Annotated in this window: 22 protein-coding genes, 1 tRNA gene and 2 pseudogenes; 15 read left to right on the forward strand and 10 right to left on the reverse strand. The window is 68.8% G+C overall.

Going from position 1 to position 23,577, the window contains the following annotated elements:
- Positions 1–14 precede the first annotated feature (14 nt).
- The 4 genes from LQ51_RS29255 (at position 15) to LQ51_RS29270 (ending at position 4,158) form a co-directional block, all read left to right on the forward strand.
- A complete protein-coding gene (locus LQ51_RS29255) occupies positions 15–680 on the forward strand; it encodes an ABC transporter permease (RefSeq protein ID WP_197087946.1) in 666 nt (221 codons plus the stop codon).
- 47 nt (positions 681–727) lie between these two features.
- On the forward strand, positions 728–1,927 hold the full coding sequence (eis, locus tag LQ51_RS29260) for a GNAT family N-acetyltransferase (protein ID WP_046571295.1): 1,200 nt from the start codon (positions 728–730) through the stop codon (positions 1,925–1,927).
- Positions 1,928–1,966: 39 nt separating this feature from the next.
- Entirely contained in the window at positions 1,967–2,716 is a 750-nt protein-coding gene (locus tag LQ51_RS29265; RefSeq protein WP_046571298.1) for a ZIP family metal transporter, read from the forward strand.
- Between the two features lie 260 nt (positions 2,717–2,976).
- Entirely contained in the window at positions 2,977–4,158 is a 1,182-nt protein-coding gene (locus tag LQ51_RS29270; RefSeq protein WP_046571299.1) for a hypothetical protein, read from the forward strand.
- Between the two features lie 246 nt (positions 4,159–4,404).
- Here the strand turns inward: LQ51_RS29270 and LQ51_RS29275 are convergent, their stop codons facing one another.
- Together LQ51_RS29275 and LQ51_RS29280 are read right to left on the reverse strand one after the other, a co-directional pair.
- Positions 4,405–5,487 carry an NAD-dependent epimerase/dehydratase family protein gene (locus LQ51_RS29275; protein ID WP_046571300.1) on the reverse strand — a complete coding sequence of 361 codons (1,083 nt, stop codon included), beginning with the start codon at positions 5,485–5,487 and terminating at the stop codon, positions 4,405–4,407.
- A 45-nt stretch (positions 5,488–5,532) separates the two neighbouring features.
- Positions 5,533–5,808, reverse strand: coding sequence for a hypothetical protein (locus LQ51_RS29280; RefSeq protein ID WP_231605927.1), 276 nt, complete (start codon positions 5,806–5,808; stop codon positions 5,533–5,535).
- A 136-nt stretch (positions 5,809–5,944) separates the two neighbouring features.
- Between LQ51_RS29280 and LQ51_RS29285 the strand changes: the two genes are divergently transcribed.
- Positions 5,945–6,016 (forward strand) — tRNA-Lys (locus tag LQ51_RS29285).
- On the opposite strand, the gene LQ51_RS32480 is transcribed toward LQ51_RS29285, so the two are convergent.
- From LQ51_RS32480 to LQ51_RS29335, 8 genes and pseudogenes are all read right to left on the reverse strand, one after another.
- On the reverse strand, positions 5,991–7,619 hold the full coding sequence (locus tag LQ51_RS32480; protein ID WP_082159713.1) for a recombinase family protein: 1,629 nt from the start codon (positions 7,617–7,619) through the stop codon (positions 5,991–5,993). The two genes, LQ51_RS29285 and LQ51_RS32480, sit on opposite strands and share 26 nt — an antisense overlap.
- Before the next feature lie 515 nt (positions 7,620–8,134).
- Positions 8,135–9,016: a replication-relaxation family protein gene (locus LQ51_RS29300; protein ID WP_046571306.1), complete on the reverse strand. Its 882-nt coding sequence runs from the start codon at positions 9,014–9,016 to the stop codon at positions 8,135–8,137.
- 1,403 nt (positions 9,017–10,419) lie between these two features.
- Positions 10,420–11,067, reverse strand: coding sequence for a restriction endonuclease subunit S (locus tag LQ51_RS29310; protein ID WP_046571311.1), 648 nt, complete (start codon positions 11,065–11,067; stop codon positions 10,420–10,422).
- Positions 11,055–12,728: an N-6 DNA methylase gene (locus tag LQ51_RS29315; protein ID WP_046571313.1), complete on the reverse strand. Its 1,674-nt coding sequence runs from the start codon at positions 12,726–12,728 to the stop codon at positions 11,055–11,057. The genes LQ51_RS29310 and LQ51_RS29315 overlap by 13 nt, the downstream gene beginning before the upstream one ends.
- Before the next feature lie 2 nt (positions 12,729–12,730).
- Positions 12,731–12,931, reverse strand: coding sequence for a hypothetical protein (locus LQ51_RS29320; RefSeq protein WP_046571315.1), 201 nt, complete (start codon positions 12,929–12,931; stop codon positions 12,731–12,733).
- A 192-nt stretch (positions 12,932–13,123) separates the two neighbouring features.
- Positions 13,124–13,183, reverse strand: a pseudogene (locus LQ51_RS34675) (hypothetical protein); the annotation flags it as partial.
- Between the two features lie 1,615 nt (positions 13,184–14,798).
- Entirely contained in the window at positions 14,799–15,005 is a 207-nt protein-coding gene (locus LQ51_RS29330) for a DUF397 domain-containing protein (protein WP_046571318.1), read from the reverse strand.
- A complete protein-coding gene (locus tag LQ51_RS29335; protein WP_046571319.1) occupies positions 15,002–15,889 on the reverse strand; it encodes a helix-turn-helix domain-containing protein in 888 nt (295 codons plus the stop codon). The genes LQ51_RS29330 and LQ51_RS29335 overlap by 4 nt, the downstream gene beginning before the upstream one ends.
- A 376-nt stretch (positions 15,890–16,265) precedes the next feature.
- Between LQ51_RS29335 and LQ51_RS29340 the strand changes: the two genes are divergently transcribed.
- From LQ51_RS29340 to LQ51_RS33115, 10 genes and pseudogenes are all read left to right on the forward strand, one after another.
- Positions 16,266–16,613: a hypothetical protein gene (locus LQ51_RS29340; protein ID WP_046571320.1), complete on the forward strand. Its 348-nt coding sequence runs from the start codon at positions 16,266–16,268 to the stop codon at positions 16,611–16,613.
- 1 nt (position 16,614) lies between these two features.
- Complete coding sequence (locus LQ51_RS29345) at positions 16,615–16,896, forward strand: hypothetical protein (RefSeq protein WP_046571321.1); 282 nt, start codon at positions 16,615–16,617, stop codon at positions 16,894–16,896.
- Positions 16,893–17,300, forward strand: coding sequence for a hypothetical protein (locus tag LQ51_RS29350; protein ID WP_231605929.1), 408 nt, complete (start codon positions 16,893–16,895; stop codon positions 17,298–17,300). Before LQ51_RS29345 ends, LQ51_RS29350 begins: the two co-directional genes overlap by 4 nt.
- Positions 17,301–17,469: 169 nt before the next feature.
- Positions 17,470–17,802 carry a PadR family transcriptional regulator gene (locus tag LQ51_RS29355; RefSeq protein ID WP_046571323.1) on the forward strand — a complete coding sequence of 111 codons (333 nt, stop codon included), beginning with the start codon at positions 17,470–17,472 and terminating at the stop codon, positions 17,800–17,802.
- The gene (locus LQ51_RS29360; protein WP_046571326.1) at positions 17,799–18,620 is read left to right on the forward strand and encodes a hypothetical protein; all 822 of its coding nucleotides are present in this window, start codon (positions 17,799–17,801) and stop codon (positions 18,618–18,620) included. The genes LQ51_RS29355 and LQ51_RS29360 overlap by 4 nt, the downstream gene beginning before the upstream one ends.
- Positions 18,621–19,142: 522 nt before the next feature.
- Positions 19,143–19,511 (forward strand): peptidase inhibitor family I36 protein, encoded by a 369-nt coding sequence (locus LQ51_RS32485; protein ID WP_197087947.1) that lies wholly within the window; start codon positions 19,143–19,145, stop codon positions 19,509–19,511.
- A 1-nt stretch (position 19,512) separates the two neighbouring features.
- Positions 19,513–20,202 carry an ABC transporter ATP-binding protein gene (locus LQ51_RS29370; protein WP_082159715.1) on the forward strand — a complete coding sequence of 230 codons (690 nt, stop codon included), beginning with the start codon at positions 19,513–19,515 and terminating at the stop codon, positions 20,200–20,202.
- A complete protein-coding gene (locus LQ51_RS29375; protein ID WP_046571330.1) occupies positions 20,199–22,760 on the forward strand; it encodes an ABC-2 family transporter permease in 2,562 nt (853 codons plus the stop codon). Before LQ51_RS29370 ends, LQ51_RS29375 begins: the two co-directional genes overlap by 4 nt.
- A 54-nt stretch (positions 22,761–22,814) precedes the next feature.
- Positions 22,815–22,977, forward strand: a pseudogene (locus LQ51_RS33110) (IS256 family transposase); the annotation flags it as partial.
- Positions 22,978–23,097: 120 nt separating this feature from the next.
- Positions 23,098–23,424 (forward strand): hypothetical protein, encoded by a 327-nt coding sequence (locus LQ51_RS33115; RefSeq protein ID WP_156313277.1) that lies wholly within the window; start codon positions 23,098–23,100, stop codon positions 23,422–23,424.
- Positions 23,425–23,577 lie beyond the last annotated feature (153 nt).

The raw sequence follows: 23,577 nt of genomic DNA on the forward strand, positions 1-23,577 counted from the left end.
GCACCGTCGCCGAGATGACCCTGCGGGAGCTGGTCCGCCGTCGGGGCGTACTCCTGCTGCTGCTTCTCATGCCGCTGGCCTTCTACCTGATCCGGCGCGACGCCTACATCGGGCAGTCGGTACGCGCGCTGCTGCTCGGGATCGCCTGGGCAGTCAGCACCGCCGCCCTCTTCACCACCGGCGCGGCCCGCGACCTGGAGCCCCGGCTGCGGCTCGCCGGCTACCGGCCGCACCACCTCTACCTCGGCCGGATGCTCGGGCTGTGGGTGATCGGGCTCGTCATCGCCGTACCCTTCTTCGGGCTCGTCGCCGTCGACAGCGACGGCCTGCGGTACGGCGGGGTGGCCGCCGCGATGCTCTGCGCGGTCGCGGTGGCCGCGCCCTTCGGCATGCTGATCGGCGCGGTGCTGCCGCGCGAGCTGGAGGGGACGCTGCTGCTGCTCACCGTCGTCACGGTGCAGATGCTGCTCGACCCGGCCGAGGCCGGGGCCCGGCTCACCCCGTTCTGGTCGTGCCGGGAGATCGCCACCTGGGCGGTCGACCACACCGACGACAGCTACCTCACCCGGGGCGTCCTGCACGCCGTGGCGGTGACCGCCCTGCTGGTCCTCGCGGTCGCCGGCGCGGTGTCCGCGCGGCTGCGCCGCCGCCGGCACGTCCGGCAGCTACCGGTGACCTGACGCCGATTCCGGTTGCGGGCACCGGCGGGCCGGGTTGGGATGGACGGATGCGTATTCGCCGCCTGGCCGCCGAGGAACGCCTCACCACCAGCTTTCCGCTCCAGGCGTACGCGTTCGAGGCGTCGCCGATGGCCGACTCCCGCACCGAGGAGTTCCGCGAGTACCTGCCGTACAACGCGGGCAACCGGACGCTGGTGGTCGAGGAGGACGGGCTCACCACGGCCGCCGCGTCGGCCATCCCGATGCGGCAGAACCTGCGCGGCCGGGTGCTGCCGATGGCCGGCGTGGCCGGCGTGGCCACCCATCCGCTGGCCCGCCGGCGCGGTCACGTCCGGACCCTGCTCACCCGGCTCCTCGACGAGCAGCGCGAGGAGGAGCACGCGCTGACCGCGCTCTACCCGTTCCGGGCCTCGTTCTACGAACGCTTCGGCTACGTCGGGCTGCCACGCCGGCGTACCGCGGTGTTCTCCCCGGCGGACCTGGCCCCGCTGCTCCGCGCCGAACTGCCCGGCGACGTGGGCTGGGAGCGGATCGGCGCGGGCTGGGCGACCTGGCGCGGCTACACCGAGCGGCAGCTGCGGGAACGGCACGGCTTCGCGGTCTTCCCCGAGTTCCGGGCGGTGTCGCTGCGCGACCGGGACGACCGGTGGCTGCTCACCGCGGTCCGGGACGGCGTGCCGGTCGGCGCGGTGACCTACCGGATCGACGACCACGGCGGCGAACTGATCGCCGACGACCTGCTCGCCGACGACCCGTACGCCCGCGCGTCACTGCTCCGGTTCTTCGCCCACCACGTCGACCAGGTGGACCGGATCCGGGTCGAACTGCCCGCCGACGAGTTGCCCGAGTTGTGGCTCACGGACCTGGCGGTGCACGTCGAGGCGCGGGTGTCCCGGCCCGGTTCGCCGGCGCCGATGGCCCGGCTGCTCAGCCTGGACGCGCTCGCCGGCCTGCCGGCCGGCACCGGCCGGGTCCGCGTCGAGCTGGTCGGCGACCGGTGGCTGGCCGGGGCGCACCTGCTCGACGGCGCCACCGGGCGGCTGGAACTGCTGCCGGGGGAGAGCGGCGCTTCCGGCAGCGTGCCGACCGCCACGTTGACCGCCGCCGGGCTCTCCGCCCTGGCGTACGGGGTGCTCGACCCGGTCGAGGTGGCGATCCGGGGGCTCGGCGAGGTGCCGCCGGACGCGGCCACCGAGCTGCGCCAGATCTTCCCGCGCGCGCTGCCGTACCTGTTCGCCGATTTCTGAGCGGTTTTCCCGTTCCGGAGGCGGGGTAGGGTCCTGCGGGTGCCGGAGTGGTTGGAAGCGGGACTGTGGGGGTTGCTGGCCGGCTCCGCCCTGGTGATCGGGGCGGTGGTGGGCTACGTCGCCCGGGTACCCCGCCGGGTGATCGCGTCCGTGATGGCGTTCGGCGCGGGCGTGCTGCTCTCCGCCGTGTCGTTCGAGCTGATCGCGGAGGCGCACGAGCAGGGCGGGCTGCTGCCCGTGGCGATCGGCGCGGCGATCGGCGCGCTCACGTACACCGGGGCGAACATCCTGCTGGCCCGGCGCGGTGCCCGGCACCGCAAGCGCTCCGGCGACGTGCAGCCCTCCGAACAGGAACAGCCCGGCTCGGGTAACGCGATCGCGGTCGGCGCGCTGCTGGACGGCGTACCGGAATCGGTGGTGATCGGCGCGAGCCTGCTGGCCGGCGGCCCGGTCAGCCTGGTCACCGTGCTGGCCGTCTTCCTCAGCAACGTGCCGGAGGGCCTGTCCAGTGCCGCCGGCATGCGCCAGGCCGGCCGCAGCCGGCGCTGGGTGTTCCTGCTCTGGACGGCGATCGCGCTGGTCAGCGGCGCGGCCGCGCTGGCCGGGTACACGCTGCTCGGCGGCGCCCCGCCCGTGGTGCTGGCCACCATCACGGCGCTGGCGGCCGGCGCCATCCTCGCCATGATCACCGACACCATGGTGCCGGAGGCGTTCGAGGACGCGCACCTGCTGGTCGGCCTGATCACCGTCCTGGGCTTCCTGGCCGCGTTCGCCCTCTCGCACACCTGACCCGCCGGCGGGCCCGGCCCGGTCACCGTGGTCCCGGCCTCGTCGCTGTGGTCCCGGCCCGGTCGCTGTGGTCCCGGCCTGGTCGCTGTGGCCCTGGTCCCCTCGCGGCCCGGCCTCGTCGCGGCGCGGCCCGGCCGCGCAGTCACCGGTCCTCACCGTTGCGGATGGGTGCTTTCCGGGTGGCGGCGGGCGGCTTAGCGGCGGGTTAAGGATCCGGCGTCGGTTCGTGCACCGGCGGGTCGCCCTCCTAGCATCGGGCGGTGCGCGTGAAGTCCGCTCTCCTCCTGCTCGTCCTCGCCGTCGGCACCGCGGGACTGCCCGCCTGCGCCCCCGGCGACCCGGCCCGGCCGCCCGCCGCCCCGGCCGCCGCGACCGGCACCACCACCGCCTCCGTTCCGGCGGCCACCCCGACGGCCGGCCCGGGCGCCCGCGCCGGACTGGGCGCCGCGACGCCCGGCGCCACCGCGTCGGCCGCCGCGTTCCGCGCCGGCAACCCGGCCGGTCGCGCCGCCGTACCGGCCGAGGCGCGGGCGGTGGACACCTCGCACCCGACCCGCAGGATCGGCACCGGCACGGCCGCGAGCTGCACCTCGGAGGCGGTGGTGAAGGCGGTGGCGGCCGGCGGCATCATCACCTTCAACTGCGGCCCGGCCCCGGTGACGATCACCATGAAGGCGACCGCGAAGGTGGTCAACTCGCACGGGCCGCGGATCGTGCTGGACGGCGGCGGCAAGGTCACCCTGAGCGGCGGCGGGAAGCGGCGCATCCTCTACCTGAACACCTGCGACCAGGCCCAGGGGTGGACCACGTCGCACTGCCAGAACCAGGATCACCCGCAGCTCACCGTGCAGAACCTGACCTTCACCGGCGGCAACTCCACCGGCGACCGGACCGAGGGCGGCGGGGGCGGCGCGATCTTCGTCCGGGGCGGCCGGTTCAAGGTGGTCAACTCGCGCTTCGTCGGCAACCGCTGCGACCGGACCGGCCCGGACCTGGGCGGCGCGGCGCTGCGCGTGCTCAGCCAGTACGAGAACAAACCGGTGTACGTGGTGAACAGCACCTTCACCGGCGGCAACTGCGCCAACGGCGGGGCGTTGAGCAGCATCGGCGTCTCCTGGACGGTGCTGAACAGCGTCTTCCGGGACAACCGGGCGGTCGGCAACGGCGCGAACCCGGCCCGGTCCGGCACCCCCGGCGGAGGCAGCGGCGGCGCGATCTACTGCGACGGCAACGAGTTCACCGTGCGGATCGCCGGCACGATCATCGAGGGAAACCGGGCCGCCGAGGGCGGCGGGGCGATCTTCTTCGTCAGCAACAACCGCACCGGCACCCTGCGCATCGAGCACTCGACCCTGCGCCGCAACCCCAGCGCCGGCTTCGAAACGCGCGGCTACCCCGGCATCTTCTTCCTAGGCGCCCACCCACCCACCATCCTCCCCTGACCACCCCTCACCACCCCCTTCCCCTCACCTTGTTGACCAAGGACCTCACGCCAACGCGCCCCCTCACCTTGCTGACCAAGGACCTCACGCCGACGCGCCCCTCACCTTGTTGACCAAGGAGTTCACGCCGACGCGCCCCCTCACCTTGTTGATCAAGGAGTTTGCGTCGCCGGGAGCGCCTGAACCGACGCAAACTCCTTGATCAACGCCGAGGAAGAGGGCATCGGGGAGGGGTGGGGGGTGGGGTTAGTAGGGGTTGGGGTGGCCGGGGAGGCGGGCCTTGAGGAGGGCGGCGGGGCGGCCGGGCAGCGTCGGGTCGGTGGACAGCGGTGGAGCGGCGGTGCCGGCGCGGCGGGACATGCCGGCGAAGAGGTCGCGGAGCGCGGTCACCGCGTCGATCCGCGGGCGCCAGCCGAGTTCCCGCTCGGCGCGCTCGCTGGACATCAGCGGGACGTTCAACGCCAGGTCCACCCAGCCCGCGTCGACCGGCTGCAGCCGGGCCCACCAGGTCAGGCTCGCCGCCGCGCGCAGCACCGGCGCCGCCACCGGCACCGTCCAGCCGTGGAAGTGCCGGGCCACCAGCTCCGGGGTCAGCACCGGGTCCGCGGCGACATTGAAGGCGCCGCGCGCCTCACCCAATACCGCCCGGGCGTACGCGTCGGCCACGTCGTCGGCGTGCACCGCCTGCATCCGCAGCCGGCGGTTGGCGGGTACCAGCGGGATCCGGCCGTACCGGAGCAGTTGGACCGGCAGCAGCGGGCCGATGAAGTAGCGGCTGATCTCGGTGCCGGCGTCCCGCTGGAAGATCAGCCCCGGCCGCAGCCGGACCACCCGCAATCCCGGCTGCTCCCGCTCGACCGTGTCCAGCAGCCGCTCCACCTCCGCCTTGTCCCGGCTGTACGACGACCCCGCCACCCCGGTGGCCGGCCAGTTCTCGCTCACCGGGTGGTTCTTCGGACCGGGCGCGTACACCCCCACCGACGAGGCGTGCACCAGGGCGGGCACGCCGGCCCGGACGACCGCGTCGATCACCGCGCGGCTGCCCTCGACGTTGGTCCGGTACAGCGTCCGCCGGTCGTGGCTCGGCTGAATCTGCCAGGCCAGGTGCACCACCGCCTGAGCGCCGGAGACGATCGTGGCCAGCCGGTCGGCCGCCCCGGGAGCGCCCACGTCGCAGGCGTGCCACTGCACCCCGTCGTACGGTTCACCGGCCCCCGGACCGGGCAGCCGCCGGGCCACGCCCACGAGTTCCGACCCGGACTCCTGCCGCAACCGGCGCAGCAGGGCGGTGCCCACGTTGCCGCTGGCCCCCACGATGACGACGCGCATGCCCGCTGCCGTACCCGCTGGTGCGGGCACCAACCCCCGGACCGCTCAGGGCCGCGGATTCGTCCGGGTCCAGCCCCGCTCCCCCTGGCGGCGGCCCTGCACGGCGGCCAGACAGCGCGGGCAGACCCAGCCCTCCGGGTCGGCCTCGGTGAGCACGTCGGTGGCCGAGTAGTCGAACGGCACGTGCGGGAACCGACGCAGCCGGGTACGGCTCAGCGGCAGCCCGCACACCGTCTGGTTCTGCCCCGACAGCCACGCGTGCACCTCGCCACCCGGCCGGCGCACCCCGTCGGCGCCCGGCACCTCCCGTGACGCGGCCACCGCGGGAGTACTGCTCAACCTCATGCCCATCCCAGTTCCCCGGGCCGGCCAGCCCATACCGGCGGACCTGTCGGAAGATCGACCACGGGGGAAGCCGGAAGACCGGTGTGAGCGGGTTCCGGTAGCCTGGGCGGGCGGGCCGCTAGCTCAATGGCAGAGCTGTGGACTTTTAATCCATAGGTTCAGGGTTCGAGTCCCTGGCGGCCCACCGACCGCACCATTGTGCGAACCGGTGGTACTCCTGAAGTGCCCCCGTCCGTTTCAGGCGGGGGCATCGTCGTGTCTGTGGGGATCTTGAACACGGGTATGACTCCCTGGTCGGTGAGTTGAACTTCGGCGATGAGGGTCTCGATGGCGGCCTTGCGTTCGGTGTCGCTGCCGCTGGCCATGATCGTGGTGAGGTAGTCGCGGATCAGGGCAATGGTGCCGGGCGCTGGTGGGGCAGGTTGGGCGGCCAGACCGGCGGCGAGTTCGGCGTGCCGGGCATGGAGTTGGGCCAGCTGTTGGCGGATTTCCCGGATGCGCGGGCCGGCGGTGGCGTCGTCCATGGTGCCGTTCTCGAACGCGGTGTGATACCGGTCGATGGCAGCCTCGGTGGTGGTGATCTGGTGGGCGAGGGCGGTGAGTTCAGCGCCTCGGTCGTCGGTGGTGCTGTTGCGTTGGGCATAAGCGCGTTCGATCATGGCGCTCAGGACGGGCTCGGCGGTGGTGTAGAAGTCGTGCAGCGCGGTGAGGATGGCGTTGTCGAGGTCGTCGGCGGGTAGGCGGGGTGCGTCGCAGGTGGCGTGTTTGCCGTATCGGGTGCGGGTGAAGCAGGTGTAGTAGCGGTAGCGGCGGGTCCGTCCGTTGGCGGACGTGCCGATGTAGCGCTGCCCGCAGCGCGGACATGTCAGTAGCCCGGTGAGGTAGTAGTCCGAATCGGACATCGCCCGCTGGGTCTGGACGTCGCCGCGCGCGTTGGCGATGTCCTGGGCGCGTTGGAAGGTGTCCCGGTCGATCAACGCGTCGTGGGCGTCAGGGACGTAGACGTCGCGGTAGGCGATGTCCCCGACGTAGGCGGGGTTGTCCAGGATCCGGTTGATGGTGTGCCCGGACCACTTCTTCCCGGTCCGGTTCGGGACGCCCCGTTCGTTGAGGACGGTGGCGATGGCGCGGGTGCCGACGCGGTCGCGGGTGTAGAGCCGGAAGATGTCGCGGAGAATGGGTGCCTCGTCGGGGTGAGGGATGAGGCGGTGGTCGGGGTTGACGAGGTAGCCGTAGGGGCGGGTACCGCCGGCCCATTTGCCTTTGCTGGCTTTCGCGGTCATGCCACTTTTCACTCGGTCGATGATGATGTTGCGTTCGAATTCGGCGAACACGGCGAGGAGTTGAAGCATCATGCGGCCGAAGGGCCCGCCGGTGTCGACGGGTTCGGTGGCGGAGGAGAATCGGACGCCGGATCCTTCGAGGATGTTGATGAGGTCGAGGAGGTCGGCGACGCTGCGACTGAATCGGTCGAGTCGGTAGACGAGCAGCACGTCGTAGAGACCGGCTTTCGCGGCGTGGAGTGCTTTCCGAAGACCGGGTCGGTGGGTGGTGGCACCGGAGGCGTCGTCTTCGTATTCGGCGACGATGGTCCACCCGGGCTGGGACTTGACGTATTTCTCCAGGGCGGCGCGTTGGGCGTCAAGGGAGAACGGCTGGTGTTCGTCGTCGGTCGAGCGGCGGATGTAGACGCAGACCCGGCACGGGCCGACGGGCCGCTCGGCCGGGGTGGGTCGGTGGGCGCGTCGGCCTCGCCGCTTGGGCGGGGCGAGGGGTGGGGCTGTCACGGGCGGGTGTCCTTCGCGGTGGAGGGGTGGTGCCGGTGGCGGCCGGACGGGCCGCCACCGGTGGTACTGACTACTGGAAGAGGTCGGGGTGGTCGTCGATGAAGTGGTTGAGCAGGACGGCGAGCGCTTCAGCGGCGTTGTCGAGTTCGGTAGTGGACATGGGTACGGTTTCGATCCGCGCGATCCGCATAGGAATAGTGGTTTCCTTGTTGCGGGCGCGGGATGTTTTCGCACCGCCGTTGTGGGTGGCGGTACCGGGATGTGGTGCGTCAGGATAGCTCCGGACGTCGTTTTCATGGTGCGGCTTGTGGGCCACGTTCCTCCGAAAAGCGGAAAAGCCGGCTGGGGTCGGAGGAGTCCGCTCATCCGTCGCTCCTTTCGTTCGAATTGCAGCCCATCGAGTCGGACGGGAGGATAGCTCGGTTATCTGTCAGCGGTGGGACTTCGATCTCGCTGGAATCTGTCAGCCGCTTTCGGAGGGCTGTCGACAGATCCGTGACAGACCGGTGGGGCTGTCAGTCGGCAGCGTCGCGATGGTGGTCGGTGTGCAGGGTGTGGTCGGCCAGGTCGGCCAGGCGCAGCCGATGCGGCCCGCCGGTGGCCCAGACGGCGTCGGCGGGGCACAGGCCGGCGGTGGTGGCGTAGTCGCGGGCTGCGGTCGCGACGGGCAGCCCGGTGGGCTCGGCGGCCAGCCGCAGCCACAGGTTGCGTTCCCGGGTGGTGGAGTGCAGCCAGAACAGCACGGGCCAGACCTGGCCGAGGGTGCCGAACAGGTCCCGGTAGCCGGCGAGTTTGCCGGTCAACACGTCGAGCTGCTCGCCGCCGGTGTCGTACTCGACGAACACCGACACCAGGCGGCCGTGTTCGGCCCACAGGGCGTAGCCGTCGGGTCGGACCCGCGGCTGGTACGCGCGGACCAGAGCGGGGTCGTCGGGCCGGGTGAACGCGCCCGAGCGGGCACACGCGGCCTCCGGTAGCCAACGGACCAGTTCCGCGTCGGGGCGGGTGCGGGCGTAGCCGGCCAGGTCGGTGAAGAACTGGTTCACCCCGAGCCGGTGGGTCAGTGTCCGAGTGGAGGTCCACCGCCGCCGCTGAATGCGGGCGTGGTCGCGGCGGGGTGGACGCTCGTCGCGGTCCGCGGCGACGACGTCGACGCCGAGCTGGTCGAGCAGGTAGTGGTAGGGGTAGGAGCCGCCGTCGGGCCGCTGCGGCCGGAACCGGTCCACCAGCCGCAACTGGTGCAGCTTGCGCAGCCGCCGCTGGCAGAAGTCCAGCGACGGGAACAAGGCGTGGGCGATCTGGAACGAGGTCAGCACGCCGTGGTCGTACAGCCAGCCCAGCAGGACCCGGTCCCGTCCGGTCAGCTGGGACTGGACCCGCAGCACAGGATCAACCATCAGCGGCGGTCACCCCCTTTCAAGCGGATGCGGATGACACACCCTCTGGGGAGAGACCCGAGACGTGGAGGGTCTGTCGGAGGACAGGTGACAGCCGGTGACAGCCGGAGCGACCTGCACTGTGAGGAGGGGACGGGGGTCCGTTCGGGGGTCAGGTTCAACACTGACGTCAACACGGACGCCAACCCTGACCCCCGAACGGGGATCAAGACGGGTTCTGTCAGAACCGGCCCGCGACGTCGAGCCGGCCAGCGGTGCCGGCGGTCGGAGAGTTGAGCGAGAAGCAACGAGACTCCTTGTGGAAGGGGTAGCGAGAGTGGACCGCCGGGTCGACGGTCCGCAGGGTCGAGATCATTCCGGTGGTGTCGCCGCCGCCCCTCGGGCCAGCCAGGATCTGGGCACGGCCCTGTCTCACCCGGCGAGCGAGACGGCACAGGGGCAGCGGGCATTGGTCGCTGTGAAGTTGTCAAAGAACACGGCCATCCCCGGCGGAGCCGGGCGGCCAAGGCGGAAGCGGACAGCACCCATCGCCACGGCCGTGAAACCTACGACCATGGGTGACCGTTGCTCGACAAACGGCGAGAGAACGACCCAGCGGACCACCCGGTCCTCAGCCCAGGCGAAGGGCCGGACCGCAGCTACCGAGCGGCGCGCGTCAACGCGTCCAGCACGATGGGCCGGCTCAGCTCGCCGGAACCAGATCCTTCATCGGGGACCTCCCGTCAGGTAGCTCGTACGCCGACGACCGGTCGAGGGCCGCGACGACGGCGAGCGCTCCACCGGGAGCGACCGCCCGTACGCTGGTCGGCCCGGTGGCCAGTCGCCGCACGAGGACGTGCCTCTATTGCGCATCAGCGGAACACGCCGGTCAAGTACGATTGGCCAGCCCGAAGCGCCGGCGGGAGCGCTGAACATTCGCCTCTGTTCACCTGCGTCCACCCACGGTGTGCAACAGTCCGCTCCAGCCCCGCACCGTCCAGGCCAAAGAATCTTGAGGAAATCTCCGTCCTCTCATAATGTGAGACACCGGGCTGTCGAGTGTGGACAAGCGGCGGTCTGTCCGTGTCAGTCGGGATGAGATACGTTCGGCATCATGGCCCCCGATAAGCAGGACGGCCCAATAGGGGCGTGGATCCGGCGGACCGAGTACGTTACCTGTCCCGTATGCGGTCGGTAGGAAGCCAGTCCGGCCGCCGACGCCGTTCTGAGCGCCGACAAATTAAAGGAACTGCGTCCGTGCCCGTCCAGGGCCGAAACGGGGTGCACCGGTGTGGCTGAGGTGGCCGCCTGGTGCCGCCGGGTGGGGAGACGCACACCAACCTCACGTAGTCCGCGGCGTGTCGATCACGTGCGCTGATGCCCGCGCCGGCCCGGCTCCGCCGCGACTTTCTCAGACCGAAGCCCTACGCGTCACAACTGACGCTTGCCTCCGTCAGCACGGGATTGCCAGCGAGCATCTGCGGAATAAGTAGTCCACGTAGCGCTTGGGTGGCCTGGATGACGTCCTTATGCGCGCGGATCTTTGTGTCGATGGCCCTGGCGACCTCGGTAATGCTCAGCTGCACGGCTGCGGGCGGCAGCACGAGGGGCATTGCTCGGATCTTGCGGCCGTTGAGCGTCGGCAGCACTCCACGCTGAGTGTGTTCGGCCAGCCACTCCTGCACCGCCGGGTGGGTGAGGTAGCACGCGATGTACTCCGCGGAGATGTCTTGCTTTGCGCGGATGCGGATGCAGGAGCCGCCGAGTAGCCAGCGCTCTTGTCGCTCGGTCACCGTCGCGTGCCGGGTTGTTCTACCGATGCGCACGAACACGATGTCGCCGGAACAAAGCTCGTACCGTGGCCGAAGGCGTTTGGCGGTTTCCTCGTCCACGCTGACGCTGGAGAGAATCCCCTCGGGGCCGATGTCGCCGGCCTTCACGACGGGGACACCTCCGATCACGTACGCGGAGGAACTCAACGTGGTGCCGGATGGGCCTGGTTGCACGTCGCAGCACTCGCCAAGCTGCCGCGTTTGCCAGTCATCCGGGACGGGGCCAATCAGCGTGTCCACGACACCAACCTTTCGAGGCAGCGGTCGAGGGTCAGGTCGGCTGTTCTGGCCTCGTCGTCCAGCCGGGCCAGGTTGCTTCGCAATGCGGGAAGCGTGGGCGAGGTCCGCCGGTCGGTCACGAGTTGCCGACCCTGATTCAGATAGGTGCTGGGCTGAAGGTCGTAGCTGTGCTCCCGGATCTCCGTCACCGTCGCTGTGGTGGCGGCGAAGTCTTCCGTCGCGATCGGGAGGGCGGCCGTCTTGTTCATCCATCCTTGATACGCGTCGAGGACTGCTTGGCAGCCAGGCTCTGTCAACACTCGGTGGGTAGGGCCGATCTTGCGAGTCGCTCCCCGCGCATCGACGAAGAGAACCTCCTCGCCTGCAGTGTCGCCAGGATGAGCCAAGATCCACACTGTTACCGGGACCGTGGTCTCGCGAAACAGGTGACTGGGCAGCGCGACAACACAGCGAACGGCTCCACGCTCGACCATCGCCCCCCTGATCTCCCGCTCCCGGACGGTGAGCGCGAACGTGGCGTTGTAAGGCATGATCATGGCAGCCCGGCCGCCGGGCGCGAGCGCCTCGACCGCCGCCTGCAACCAGGCCATGGTGACGTTGTGCGGGGAAGGCTCGCCGTACGGCCACGGGCGTGCCGATCGGGCCGTGGGAAGGCTCCAGTTCCTCATGCCGAACGGCGGGTTGAGCAGCACGACGTCGAACCGGCCCGGTTCGGCGTCGATCTCCCCGGGGTCCGACGGCGGCCCATCTCCGAGGTCGATCCGTATGCCGTGGATTGCGGCGTTCATCGTGGCGAGGCTCCAGGTCCTGGCCGTCGCAGCCCGTCCGGTCAGCGCCACTGGTGAACCCGATCCGGCCATGCGCGTCATATGTTTCCCCGCCGCCACCAGCAGGTTACCCAGGCCGCAGCAAGGGTCGTGCACGCGGCTCCCGGGTGCGGGATCGACCATCCGCACCATCAGACTCGCCAGCCCAGCCGGAACCAGGTATTCGTCTGGGCTGCTGTGGCGGAACCTGGCGAACTGGTCGAGCAGGTACTCGAACACCTTGTCGCCGGGTGTCCGGACGTCGTCGAGGATGCGAACGATGTTGAGGAGCTGATGCCGTCCATAGACGGTTGCTGGAGCGTCTCGAAGGACTGTTGTGGCAGTCGAAAGGGGCGCCGCCTGCCGCTGCCATGCCTGCGTGACAACCCCATGAATCGTCTCAATGGAGGATCTCGATATCGCCGCCCAGTCGACAGGGGAGGCATCTCGCAGGCACAGTAGGGACAGGACGATGGCCTCGAAGACTGCCGGTACCTCGCTCTTGCGTAGCAGCCGCTCCAGGGGCGACCACAACCGCTCGTCGAGTAACTCCGCCGCCGGTTCAGGCATTGGATCAACGGTAGCTGGTGGTACTGGATACCCGACCGCGGAGCGGAACCGTTCCCCGTAGGTCCTTCCCAGACGCTCGCCGGGCAGCAACGCTGGACGCGGGATCCGGCGGCCATCGAGCCACGCCGCCACCGCCGACGTCAGGTAGCCATCCTGGGATCCGCGCCGAACGAGCTGAGGAAAGTTCTTGGGGTGCCTACGCGCCCAGTTGCTCACCGCCTGGGTGGTGACGGCTGCGGCGTGAGCCACCTCCTCCTTCGTCATCAGCTGCTCCACCCTGGACATGGTCAGCGCCCCTCTCGGCTGCTGCCACGGGAGCTACCTCCCGGGCGGACCGATCCCCGCACCGCGCGGATCAGCTGCGTGAGGTGACGGGTCCGCCGCTCGCTCATGATGACCCAGCCAAGGAACAGCACCGGTAACAGAATCGCACCCATGATGTACGGCCCGGGGAGATCACCGACCAGCTGCGCCAGCCTCGCCGCCATGCTGCCTCCTCCTATGAGATTTCGTTGTCGCACTCGAAGCTAGGGGCAGCAGCCCGACGAACGAAGCGCGTATCGATGATACGCGCATGTCTGTTTCGCCGCTGTCCGGGCGTAGCGGCGAAGGGCGGCGGTATCCCATCGTGGGCAAGGGAGGCCAGCTCAAACTCGCGCAAGGGTGTCGATCCTTGCGGATCAGGCCCTGGCAGTCGAGGGTCGAGGGCGTGCAGATATGGGATCCGCTGAAGGAACACCAGCTGCTGTTGCTGCGGCGGATCGGCGAAGGAGACGACCTCAGCGGCCCCGAAGGACTCGACCAGCGCCACTCGGCTCGAGCACTGCAGACCCGCCGGCTCGTCGACATCAGCCGCCGGGGCGGTGTGTGGCGGGCCCAGATCACCGACGCCGGCCGCTTCTACCTCGACAACGGCATCCACCCTGACCACCCCGACCGGCTCTCGCCCGGCAGGGCGACACCCCGCCAGCGCACCCGGACCGCCATTACCTCCAACCGCAGTGGGTCGGCTTCGAGCCGGTCGCCAGCCGGTGGCGGCGCCACATCGGCCGACTCGCCGCAGCCTCCGACCACCCCAACGGTCGAGCAGGCCCGGCAGCTCGTGGAACGCCTGCAGGTCGAGGGCGGGACCCTGCGAGTCGAGAGCCCCGACTCCGAGGAACGTGCCCTGTATCGGCGGGTCATCCACGCGGCCAAGCAGCACGGTCTCGTGCCCGCCGGGTTCCACCTCAAGCACACCGGCCGCGCCGCCGGAGACCTAATCATTCGGCTGTCCAACGACGACGACCCGGACGACAAGGATTGGAACCGGATCCGGCTCAACACACGCCGTGTCACCACCGACCCGGACCTCGTGTTCGCCGCGCTGGAGAAGAACCCGGCCGGACTGGAGGTTACGAAGGCATCCGTCCCCCGGGCGCTGGGCCTGATCCGCGGCCTCGCCGCCGAGGCCCGACGGCGGGGCCACCGGGTCGGGGTGAACACCAAGACCAAGAACCCGTCGGTCTACCTCCAAGTCGACAAGACCCGTCGCAGGGTCAGGCTGATCGAGGAGTACGACGACGTCCCCCACGTCCCCACCGCCGAGGAGGCCCGGCAGTTGCGGCGCAACCGGTGGATGGTGCTGCCCAAGACCGACCGGGTCGCCTCTGGCCGTCTGCGGATGGAGATCGCCCGCGCTGGCTGGGACAAGAAGGACACTTGGACCGACGACAAGCGCACCACCCTGGAGAAGCGCCTCCCCCGCATCATTCGTGACGTCGAAGCCGGTATCGCTGCCGACGAGGAAGCCAAACAGGCTGCTCAACGGGCCCACGACGAATACGTCGCTGAGCAAGAAAGGAAGCGGGCAGAAGAGCATCGCCGCTGGCAGGTCGCCCTCGACGAGGCCCGCCCCCAAGCCGCCGAACTCCTGCGCAAGAAGGCGTTCCGGCGGGCCTACGACTCCTGGATCTCCGCCAACGAGATCCGCGCTTTCTGTGACGCCCTCGAAACCGCGCCCGACGAACCAGCCGAGTCGGACAACCGCACCCGTTGGATCGACTGGGCGCGAGCCGCAGCCGACCGCCTCGATCCCACCTGCGGCGACGGAGCCCTCGCCGGCATTAAATTCGATATCACTCCCCAGCCCGACGACCTACGGCCCTTCATCGGCGACTGGAGCCCGCACCAGCCCCACCGCGAGTACCGGTCGGAGCGCGACCAGCAGGCCATCAACGCCACCCGGCTTCAGGCCGACACCTGGCACCACGGTATGCGCGGACGCCCCAGTTGGTGGCGCAAGTAGCAGCCATGTACAGAAGCGCGCCCATGGTCGCAGACGGTCGGCTGGGCCCGTCCGACGGATGCGTTCGCCTACTGGTGGGTGAAGTGGCCGTACTTGGCGCCGGCCAGAAAGCTGGTCCAATCCTCCCGGCGGAACAGGAGGGCCGGGCCGGTGGGGTCCTTGCTGTCGCGGAGAGCCACCGCGTCGGCGAGGTCGGCGACCTCGACGCATTGGCCGTTTCCGCTGGACCGGGTGCTCTTTTTCCACTGGGCGCGGGACAGGTCGACTGAGGTCATCCCGTACCTCCTTTCTGACTGATCGCTGCGGCGTGTTCCTGGATCAGCTTGATCGAGCTGGTCGGGTCGAGTGCGGTGGCGCGGAGGTGTTCGAACGTGCTGGTGTAGCGGCGGACGTCTGCTTCCCGTTCGAGGAACAGGTCGCCGGCCATGCTGTCGACGTACACCAGGGCGGGGTCGGCCGGGTCGGGGAAGTCCATGACGACGAACGAGCCGGGCATGCCGGCGTGCGCGCCCGAGGTGAACGGGATGACTTGAAGCGTGACGTGCGGCTGGCCCGCTGCGCTCACCAGGGCGTCGAGCTGTTCGGCCATGACGGCTGGTCCGCCAGTCAGCCGGTGCAGGACGGCCTCGTCGAGGATCGCCCAGAGGCGCAGCGGCTCCGTCTTGCGGAGCGACTCCTGCCGCTGCATGCGCGCCTCCACCCGGGCCTGCACGTCCGCGTCGCTCGCCAACGGCAACACACCCCGGATGACGGCGCGGGCGTAGCTCTCGGTCTGTAGGAGGCCCGGAACGAAGAGCGACTCGTAGTTGCGGACCGAGCGGGCTTCGGCTTCGAAGCTGATGTACGTGGTGTAGAGCTCCGGCAGTTCCGACTCGTACGCCTGGAGCCAGCCCAGCTGCGCGGCCTGGCGGGACAGGGCGATCAGCTCGCTGCGCTTGTCCTCGTCGGTGACGCCGTACTTGTCCAGCATCGCCATCAGGGTGCGCCGCTGCGGGCGGACCTTGGCCGTCTCGATGCGGTAGAGCGTGGCGGGATTGATGCCGGTCTGCTCGCTGACCTCGTCGCGGGTGAGGCCGGCCGCGGCGCGCAGGCTGCGCAGCTCCGCCGCGAGCCGCCGGAGGCGCACAGTGGGCGGTTGCCGTCGAGCTGACAACTCCATATCCCTTCGCTCCTGTCGTAGTCAGAGTGTGCCCGCCATGCGGATGCAACCTCCAGGCAGGCCAGGCAAGTGACGCACATGCGAATGCAATCCTTGCATTATCACTAGTGCATAGGCACTATGGGCATGAGCATGTCAGGCCGGTGCGGCCCACGAAGCCGCGCGGTACGGCGGTGGGCTCGCGCTCCCAGGGGTCCACCGCCCGTCCGGCCTCGAACGCCTCTCGACGGGACGCAGCCCGTCACCCGAAGCGGGCTGCGTCCCCCCACGAGAGGCCGAGTCAGGGAGGCAACGCAGTGGTTCCATCCCTCGTCCTAGCGGTGGTCGCGATGCTCGGCTTCGCCGCCGGACTGTTCCTGTTCAAGGTCAAGTCCCGATGGTGCCGACGGTGCGGGTCGGCACTGAACTGCCCCGACTGCGGAGGCCGCAGATCCCGCCCGCATGCCGGCCGGACGAGTTGGACGAGCGGACTGTGACCCCCACGCCGATCACACCTGTAGTCGCCGTCGCACCCGGCGACGTCGTGCATTTACGCGAACAGGACTACCAGCACGGCAGCGGCCCGCTTCGATTGCGGATCGTCTGCGTCCGCCTCGACCTCAGCCTCTGGTACGACGGCCAGTGGGTGTGGCTCGAAGGCATCGAAATGCCCTCGACCGGACGCACCGGACGCTTCCGGCAGGTACTCGCCCGCGTCGGCGCCCTCCCGCAGCCGCAGGACTGACATGGCCGCCACTGTCTACCTGTCCGCAGCGGCCATCGACCAGCTCACGACCGCGCAGCGAGCGCTCGACGAGCACGTCACCTCCAGCGCCACCGGCTACTGCCTGCGCTGCCAGCTCATCGGCCCCTGCCCCACCAACGAGCAAGCCGCCGCCACCTTCACCCGCTACGGCCGCCTACCTCGACGAACACCCGGCGCGACCCGACCGCAGCTCATCAACGCCCGCCGCATCACCGCCGGCCCCGATCCTGCGACCGACCTCACCCGGAGGTACCAACCGTGACCCTGCCCGACATCGCCGCCGCGCTACGAGACCTCCACGTCTCCATCGGCCAACAGCAGGACCTGACCAAGGTCGTCATCCAGGACGCCGAGAACGCTCGAGCCGAGTTCCGCGCCCTCACAACCGGAGCCACCAACCCCCTGGTCAACCGCGCACTGGGCAACTACGCCCAAGGAATCGTCAAGCTCCGCGACGGCTCATGGCTGCTCGCCGAAGCCGGCGGCATCCTCGCCGAGTACGCCCGAGCAATCGGCATCGATATGCCGCCACGGCAACCGACCGAGGGCAAGCGGAAGGCCGAGCCGAATCCCGACGAGCAGAGCGACACCGGTCCTCGCCAACCCGGCCCTCAATGGCTCCCGCCAGCCGACGAACCGGCAAAGCGCGACCCGTCGGCTGGCTGACCCTCCATGACGTGGTGGAGTGCGGTGACGGCGGCGCTCAGCTACCGGCCGTCGCTACCGCCACCAAGTGCTTGCCGACGAGTCAGTGAACGTCTCTGGTTGCGCATCGGATAGTAGATTCACTGGCAGTCGTTGACACCTAGGGTTCCGATGCCTAGCCTGGGTAGGTATGGACGTAAGAGGTCATCTCGACCTGCTGCTGTTGGCCGTGTTGGCAGAAGCGGGTCCGGTGCACGGATACGCAGTGATCACCGCTCTGCGGGACCGTTCAGAGGGTGCCTTCGACGTGCCGGAAGGCACGGTGTATCCCGCGCTGCACCGGCTGGAGCGTGCAGGGCTAGTCGTCAGCCGGTGGGAGCAAGCGACGCCGCGACGCCGCCGGATCTACGAGCTGACCCATGACGGTCAGCTTGCCCGCACCGCCAAGCAGCGGGAGTGGCGCAGCTTCGTCAACCGTGTGCAGGCCGTGATCGGGCCAGCCACCGCGCAGGCGATGGCATGACCACCCCGACCGGCGACGGGCCGGTGGAACAGTATCTTGATGACATGTTCGACCGGCTAGCCGGCACCGGACCTGCCGGGCGGCGGCTACTCGTCGAGGCAGAGACTCATCTGCTGACCGCCGCGGCGGAAGCTCGCGCCCGCGGCCTCGACGCGGAGGCCGCCGAGCGTGAAGCCATCGACCGATTCGGTACGGCAGCCCACGTCACCCGACACGTTTCGGCCGCAACAGATGCTCGCGCATCGCTGGGCCGCCTGGTCACCGGAACCTGGATCGCCACCGGCGTCCTCATGCTCTGGTGGGGTGCCAGTGGCATGGCTACCTGGCTACTCAGCTGGCCATGGACGCGGCTACTGATCGCCACCGACCGATTCGGAACCCAGCCGGACATGTGCAGCCGCCCATGGGTGCCGTCGAACCCCACGCTTGGCTGCTTCGCACAGTACCGCGGGAATCTGAGCCTCGTGCCGGTGGAAGGCGACCGGAACTCCTACCCCTGGTTCGCGGTAGGCGGTCTGCTCCTCCTGGCGGTGTGGCTACTCGTGCGCCGCTCCACCGTCCTACGCACCACAGCGTGGACGCCGAAGCCAGCCATCCTCGGACTCGCCCTCGCGATCCCGTTCGGTCTCGCCGCACTGATCATGACGGCCTACGGTGTAAAGGGGCTCTACTGGCAAGCTCAGGACGGGACCTTGAGCTACCTCACCGCGGGACTCCTCGCGGCAGGCATCAGCATCGCCGCCATCCGCCGCATCCGCGGCTTCTCACTCACCGCGCCAACAGCGGTTCCCGCGCTTAGCACTGGGCCGCACTGCTGAATCTGCCAACGGTGGCTCATGCACCTGCCGAAATACTCGCCGAAAACAGTACGAAGGGGCACCAGATGCGACCGAGCCGGAATTGCCGCTTCGCTGTAAAGCTCGCCTGGTGGCGGCGATCTGGCCGAACCACTTGCTCGGCGGCGGGAAATTGATCATCTCGCTGGTCCTTGGCGTCCAGATGATCAACCCCGGCCGATGGTCATGCCGACGTGCCGTGGGTTGATTGTGGTTCGTGGCTGCCGGGACTGGAGGTGCATGACCAGCACTTAGTTCAATGTCGGTTCGACCTGTTTTGGTGCGATTCCGGTACCCTTCGTCTCGTCCTCGACGCTTGACTGAGGGGCGGTAAGCCGGGATGGTGGGTTGCTGTGAGGTGCGTGGCGATTACAGCGCGAAGTCGGAATAAGCGTGCCGCGAGATATTCATGTAACAAAAAGTACTTGTTCGACTACGAGGGGTCCTGTTCGATCGGCGTGGATGCCCGCACTCGCGGGTACCAGGTCTAACGGGAGGCACTGCATGAAAGTGAAGACCGTCATCGCGTCGGCGATCATCGTCGGATCGGGCGTGCTGCTGGCACCGGGCGTCTCGAGCGCGTCGCTGACTGAGTGCGCCTCGAACCACATGTGCATGTGGAAGAACAACAACTTCTCGGGGCTGATCGGGGACCGTAACCACGGCGACGCCAACATCCAGAATCTGCCCAGCAGTGTGAACGACGAGATGGACTCGTGGGCCAACCGGTCGGCGTCGTACGCCGGGTGCATGTTCGCGGACGCGGGTGGTGGCGGGGATCGCCAGACGATGGCCAGGAACAGCAAGGACGACAACGTGAACCCTGCGAACAGCGACGAGGTCACGTCCTGGCGCACGGCGAACGCCTGCTGAGATGTCTGATGTCGTAGGTGAACCACTGATCCACCTGACCGGTGTCTCGAAGGTGTACCGCTCGGAGGTCGAGACCGTCTGGGCGGCGCGGAACGTTGACTTCGTCGCCCGTCCGGGTGAGTTTGTGTGCATCTACGGCGCCAGCGGATCGGGCAAGTCGACGCTGCTGAATTTGCTCGCTGGCCTGGACCTCGCCGATTCCGGGGTGGTCCAGGTTGGCGGCGTCGACGTGTCAAGCGCCGACGAGAGTCAGCGTGCGCAGCTGAGGCTGCGCACCGTAGGTGTGGTGTTCCAGGACAACAACCTCATCGAGGAATTCACCGCGATAGAAAACGTCGCGTTGCCGCTGGAGGCCCGTGGGATCCCCGCAGCCGACACGGTCGCCGAGGCTGTCGAGCAGCTCGGCCGCGTTGGCATGGCGGGTCTGGAGCATCGTCTTCCCCGACAGCTGTCCGGCGGTCAGCGCCAGCGGGTCGGTGTAGCACGAGCGCTGACCGGTCAGCGGGCGGTCCTGCTTGCCGACGAACCCACCGGCGCCTTGGACTCGGCGGCCACCCAGGACCTGTTCGCGCTCATCCGCACGTTGTGCGACCAGGGCATCCTGGCGGTGATCTGCTCCCACGACCCCCGGTGTCGCGCCTACGCAGACACGCTGTACGAAGTCATCGACGGCCAACTGGAACCGCGTTGAGCAAGCAACTCGGCGCTGCGGCGCAGCTGCGTTTCGCCCTGCGGCTCACTCACCGGTTCGTCCGTTCCCGGGAGACAGCCCGCTCCGCGTTGATCGTTCTCCTCGCCGCGCTGTTCCTCATGGGGATGTTCGTAACGCTGAAAACTCTGTCGCTGTCCGGCGCTCAAGTCGCTGACCGGGATCTCGGCCGTTTCAATGCCTCTGTAGGGTATGGCAGCATCGTTCTGCCACCCGGCGATGACACCTTTGTTCAAGAGGTGCGCGACAGGGCGGCAGCCGTCGGTGCCACGGACGCCGCGGTGGTGCTCAGCGCCACCGACGTACAACTGACCACCACGCCGGCGCGCGACGTAACCATGTTCGAAGCGGACTGGCAGTCAGACCCCTATCCGGCGAAATACCGGCTGCTGTCCGGACGGTGGCCTGCCCGTCCGGGCGAGGTGGTGGTGACCGAGCCGCAGGACGTCGCCGCTTCTCCGGGCGCCGTCCTGCCGGTGCTGGGCGGTGCGGTGAAGCTACAGGTAGTTGGCACAGCCGACGATCGGTACGCGAGCACGACGAACCTGCTAGTGGGACCCGGGACCTGGGCCGGCCTCAATCCGAAACTCACCGACGGCTTCGCGCTGCTCGGCGCTCAACCATTCCTGCTGTGGTCCTCGGGAGACGCCGGCGCGGTCGTCGAGGCGTTCGCCAGCGTCGTGCAACAGCGGACGAACGGCGGGCGGCAAAACACCGGCGTTGACCCCGACGTTGTGACGACGAGTCTGATGACCCGGCAGGACCTGCTGGTGCGGCCAGAGCGGACATGGATCGAACGGACGCCGGCGGGCTACACGGTGCCCTCGCTGCTACTGCCCATCGGCGCTGTGCTGCTGGTGTTCGCACTCCACAACCGCCGCTCGCGCCGCACCGCCTCCGCTTTGATCTCAGTCGGCGTGCGGCCCATCACCGCCGTGACGGGCGTCGCCCTGTCAACCACGGCATGGTGCTTGGCTGCCGGCGCGATCGGCACGGTCGCGGGAGTAGGGGTCGGTGTCGGTGCCCGCGCCATCGTCGCACAGCTGCGCGACCGGCCCGCCGGGCCAGTTGACGGACTCGCCGGGCCCGCACTCCAACTGCTCGCGCTGATCGCCCTCACCAGCCTGTGTGCGTGGGGCGCCCAGCTGTACGACACACGACGCCCTGCACCGTCGACACCCTGCCAAAGCCGAGCCCGCGCGACAGCATGGGGCAGCCGAATCCGCGATGCCCGGCATCTGCTGGCGGTCGCCGCCTGGTGCGCTTCCGCCATCTATGCCATCCAGATCGACTCCCCGGCCAAGGCCATGATCCTCACGGGAATCATGACCTTCGCGGTGCTGCTCGTAATCCCCGAAATCGTGGGACTGCTGCTCCGGGTACATCCGCAACGAAACCCGCGTCTACGCCTGGCTTGTCGTCAGCTCGCGGCAGACCCGCGACGTGCCGCTGCCACCATTGCCGTACTCACCACACTGTTAGGCGCATCCCTCGGCAGCTTCGCACTGCTCAGCACCATCGTCAGAACCCTGGACGTACAGCAATACCCCGACGTCCTACCTGGTCAGGTCCTACTCGCCGACCGCGCCAGCATCACCTTTCCGCCCACCGTAGCGCTGCTCTCCGCCGCGAACGCCTCCGGCGCCCTCGGCGGGAAACCACGAATCCCAATCGGCTACGCCTACACCATTGACGCCGACGGCAGCATCACTCGAGCCGCCACCCGAGATGAACAGATCGGTTACCTGCTTACGGTAGACACACCCACGCAGGTCGAGGAACTGGTCGGCCACTCGCTCGACTCCACACAAACCGCCGCTCTGATCGGCGGCGGGCTCCTGATCTGGGCCGACGCGCCCGATCCTCCCGGCAAGAGCAGCCGCACACGCCTCGCTATCACCGCCGGCGACGGAATCGTCGGCCGAACCCCTGATTTGCCCACCAGCGAAGTCAATGTTGATTTGGCCGATTGGCGTGTCGGCACCGACGGCGTGCTGCTGCGCGCCACCGCACAGAACCTGGGCCTCCCACTCAAGGACGGCCCAATCATGCTCACCGGACTCACCGACGAGCAGGCCCAGAATCTCCAGAAAGCTGTCGGTCGGGCTGGCATAGACGCCCGAACAGTCCGAATTTATGTGCCACCACCACCGCCCGTTCCGCCGATCGCACTAGCAGCCGCCGCAACCGGCCTCGCCATCCTCGCCCTCGCAGCAGTGCTGGCCGCAACCCGCGCCCAAGCCCGAATCCTCCGCAGCTATCTGGCCCGACTCCTCGCCATCGGCATTCCACCGACCTGGGCCCGTCACGTCCTGCTCTACCAGCAGGGACTCCTCCTAGCGGTCAGCACCCTGCTGGGCCTCCTCATCGCGCTCATACCCACCATCGTCCTCGCCGTCCGAATTCCCGGATTCATCGTCAGCATCCCCTGGAGCCAACTCCTCATCCTCCTCGCCGCCATCTACATCGCCACGCTCCTCGCCGCACTCCGCTCCGTTCTCTCCCTCCGAGCGAGGGAAGGAACGGGAGTAGGGATCTAACGGAGTTTCCGGCCTGACCCATCAGGCGTTGTGCCTGGTGAGGAGGGTGCCGTGATGACCGCGACACTGAATGACCAGACCAGACGTAGGAAGCGGCCTGAGCCGTCGGCGGAGGCGAAGGCCGCCGCCGAGCTGGTCCGGGCGGCGAAGGAGCAGGGGCTGTCGTTGACCGGCCCGGACGGGCTGCTCAAGCAGTTGACCAAGACGGTCCTGGAGAGCAGCGCCGGTGGATCGATCGGCTGCCATCCGTTCCGCCAGGAGAGCAAGGCGGCGGCGAGCGCCAACTCCGTCAACGCCTCGGTCGGGACAGCCCGGATGAGTATCTCAGGACGTGGTCTTGGAGTTCGATCAGAACGTCGAACGGGTTGATCTTCTCGGCGTCGGAGAACCGGACCGCTGGCTCGGCGTCGAGAGCCTGGTGGTCGGTCATCGTGTCATCCTGAGGGAAAGGAGCACGTTCAGGTTCGAGATCGTCCGTACGAACGTCTCGTACGCGGCGGCTTCGGTGGGGAGCGGGATCGGTCAGTGTGTCGTGAAGGTGGGCGACGATCTCGATCTCCCTGCGGGAGCGGACTGCTCGCCCCGCTGGTGCCGTCAATCCCTCATACGGGAATTCTCGGACAGGGTCGGCGCCGGTCAGTCGATCTATCGGCGACGCCCGTAGGTCCCGCATCATCGTGTTTACCTGCCCAAACGCAGCGGGAACGGTTCACCGGCGATGGTCGGTGATTGGTTCGCATGGTGGTACCTCCGGCCCACTCGACAGCCCGACTCAACTGCGGGAACACCGCGAAGAGATCAACGGACACAACTCAGT

The organism is Micromonospora sp. HK10, from assembly GCF_000982955.1.
In the GTDB taxonomy this organism is placed as follows: Bacteria; Actinomycetota; Actinomycetes; order Mycobacteriales; family Micromonosporaceae; genus Micromonospora.

Bases quoted from the DNA above. Each gene is read 5' to 3' on its own strand.
- LQ51_RS29255 (WP_197087946.1), top strand. From the start codon at position 15: ATGACCCTGCGGGAGCTGGTCCGCCGTCGGGGCGTACTCCTGCTGCTG.
- eis (WP_046571295.1), top strand. From the start codon at position 728: ATGCGTATTCGCCGCCTGGCCGCCGAGGAACGCCTCACCACCAGCTTT.
- LQ51_RS29275 (WP_046571300.1), bottom strand. From the start codon at position 5,487: ATGCGCGTCGTCATCGTGGGGGCCAGCGGCAACGTGGGCACCGCCCTG.
- LQ51_RS29300 (WP_046571306.1), bottom strand. From the start codon at position 9,016: ATGGTTGATCCTGTGCTGCGGGTCCAGTCCCAGCTGACCGGACGGGAC.
- LQ51_RS29315 (WP_046571313.1), bottom strand. From the start codon at position 12,728: ATGTCCAGGGTGGAGCAGCTGATGACGAAGGAGGAGGTGGCTCACGCC.
- LQ51_RS29320 (WP_046571315.1), bottom strand. From the start codon at position 12,931: ATGGCGGCGAGGCTGGCGCAGCTGGTCGGTGATCTCCCCGGGCCGTAC.
- LQ51_RS29330 (WP_046571318.1), bottom strand. From the start codon at position 15,005: ATGACCTCAGTCGACCTGTCCCGCGCCCAGTGGAAAAAGAGCACCCGG.
- LQ51_RS29335 (WP_046571319.1), bottom strand. From the start codon at position 15,889: ATGGAGTTGTCAGCTCGACGGCAACCGCCCACTGTGCGCCTCCGGCGG.
- LQ51_RS29340 (WP_046571320.1), top strand. From the start codon at position 16,266: ATGGTGCCGACGGTGCGGGTCGGCACTGAACTGCCCCGACTGCGGAGG.
- LQ51_RS29345 (WP_046571321.1), top strand. From the start codon at position 16,615: ATGGCCGCCACTGTCTACCTGTCCGCAGCGGCCATCGACCAGCTCACG.
- LQ51_RS29355 (WP_046571323.1), top strand. From the start codon at position 17,470: ATGGACGTAAGAGGTCATCTCGACCTGCTGCTGTTGGCCGTGTTGGCA.
- LQ51_RS29360 (WP_046571326.1), top strand. From the start codon at position 17,799: ATGACCACCCCGACCGGCGACGGGCCGGTGGAACAGTATCTTGATGAC.
- LQ51_RS32485 (WP_197087947.1), top strand. From the start codon at position 19,143: ATGAAAGTGAAGACCGTCATCGCGTCGGCGATCATCGTCGGATCGGGC.
- LQ51_RS29370 (WP_082159715.1), top strand. From the start codon at position 19,513: ATGTCTGATGTCGTAGGTGAACCACTGATCCACCTGACCGGTGTCTCG.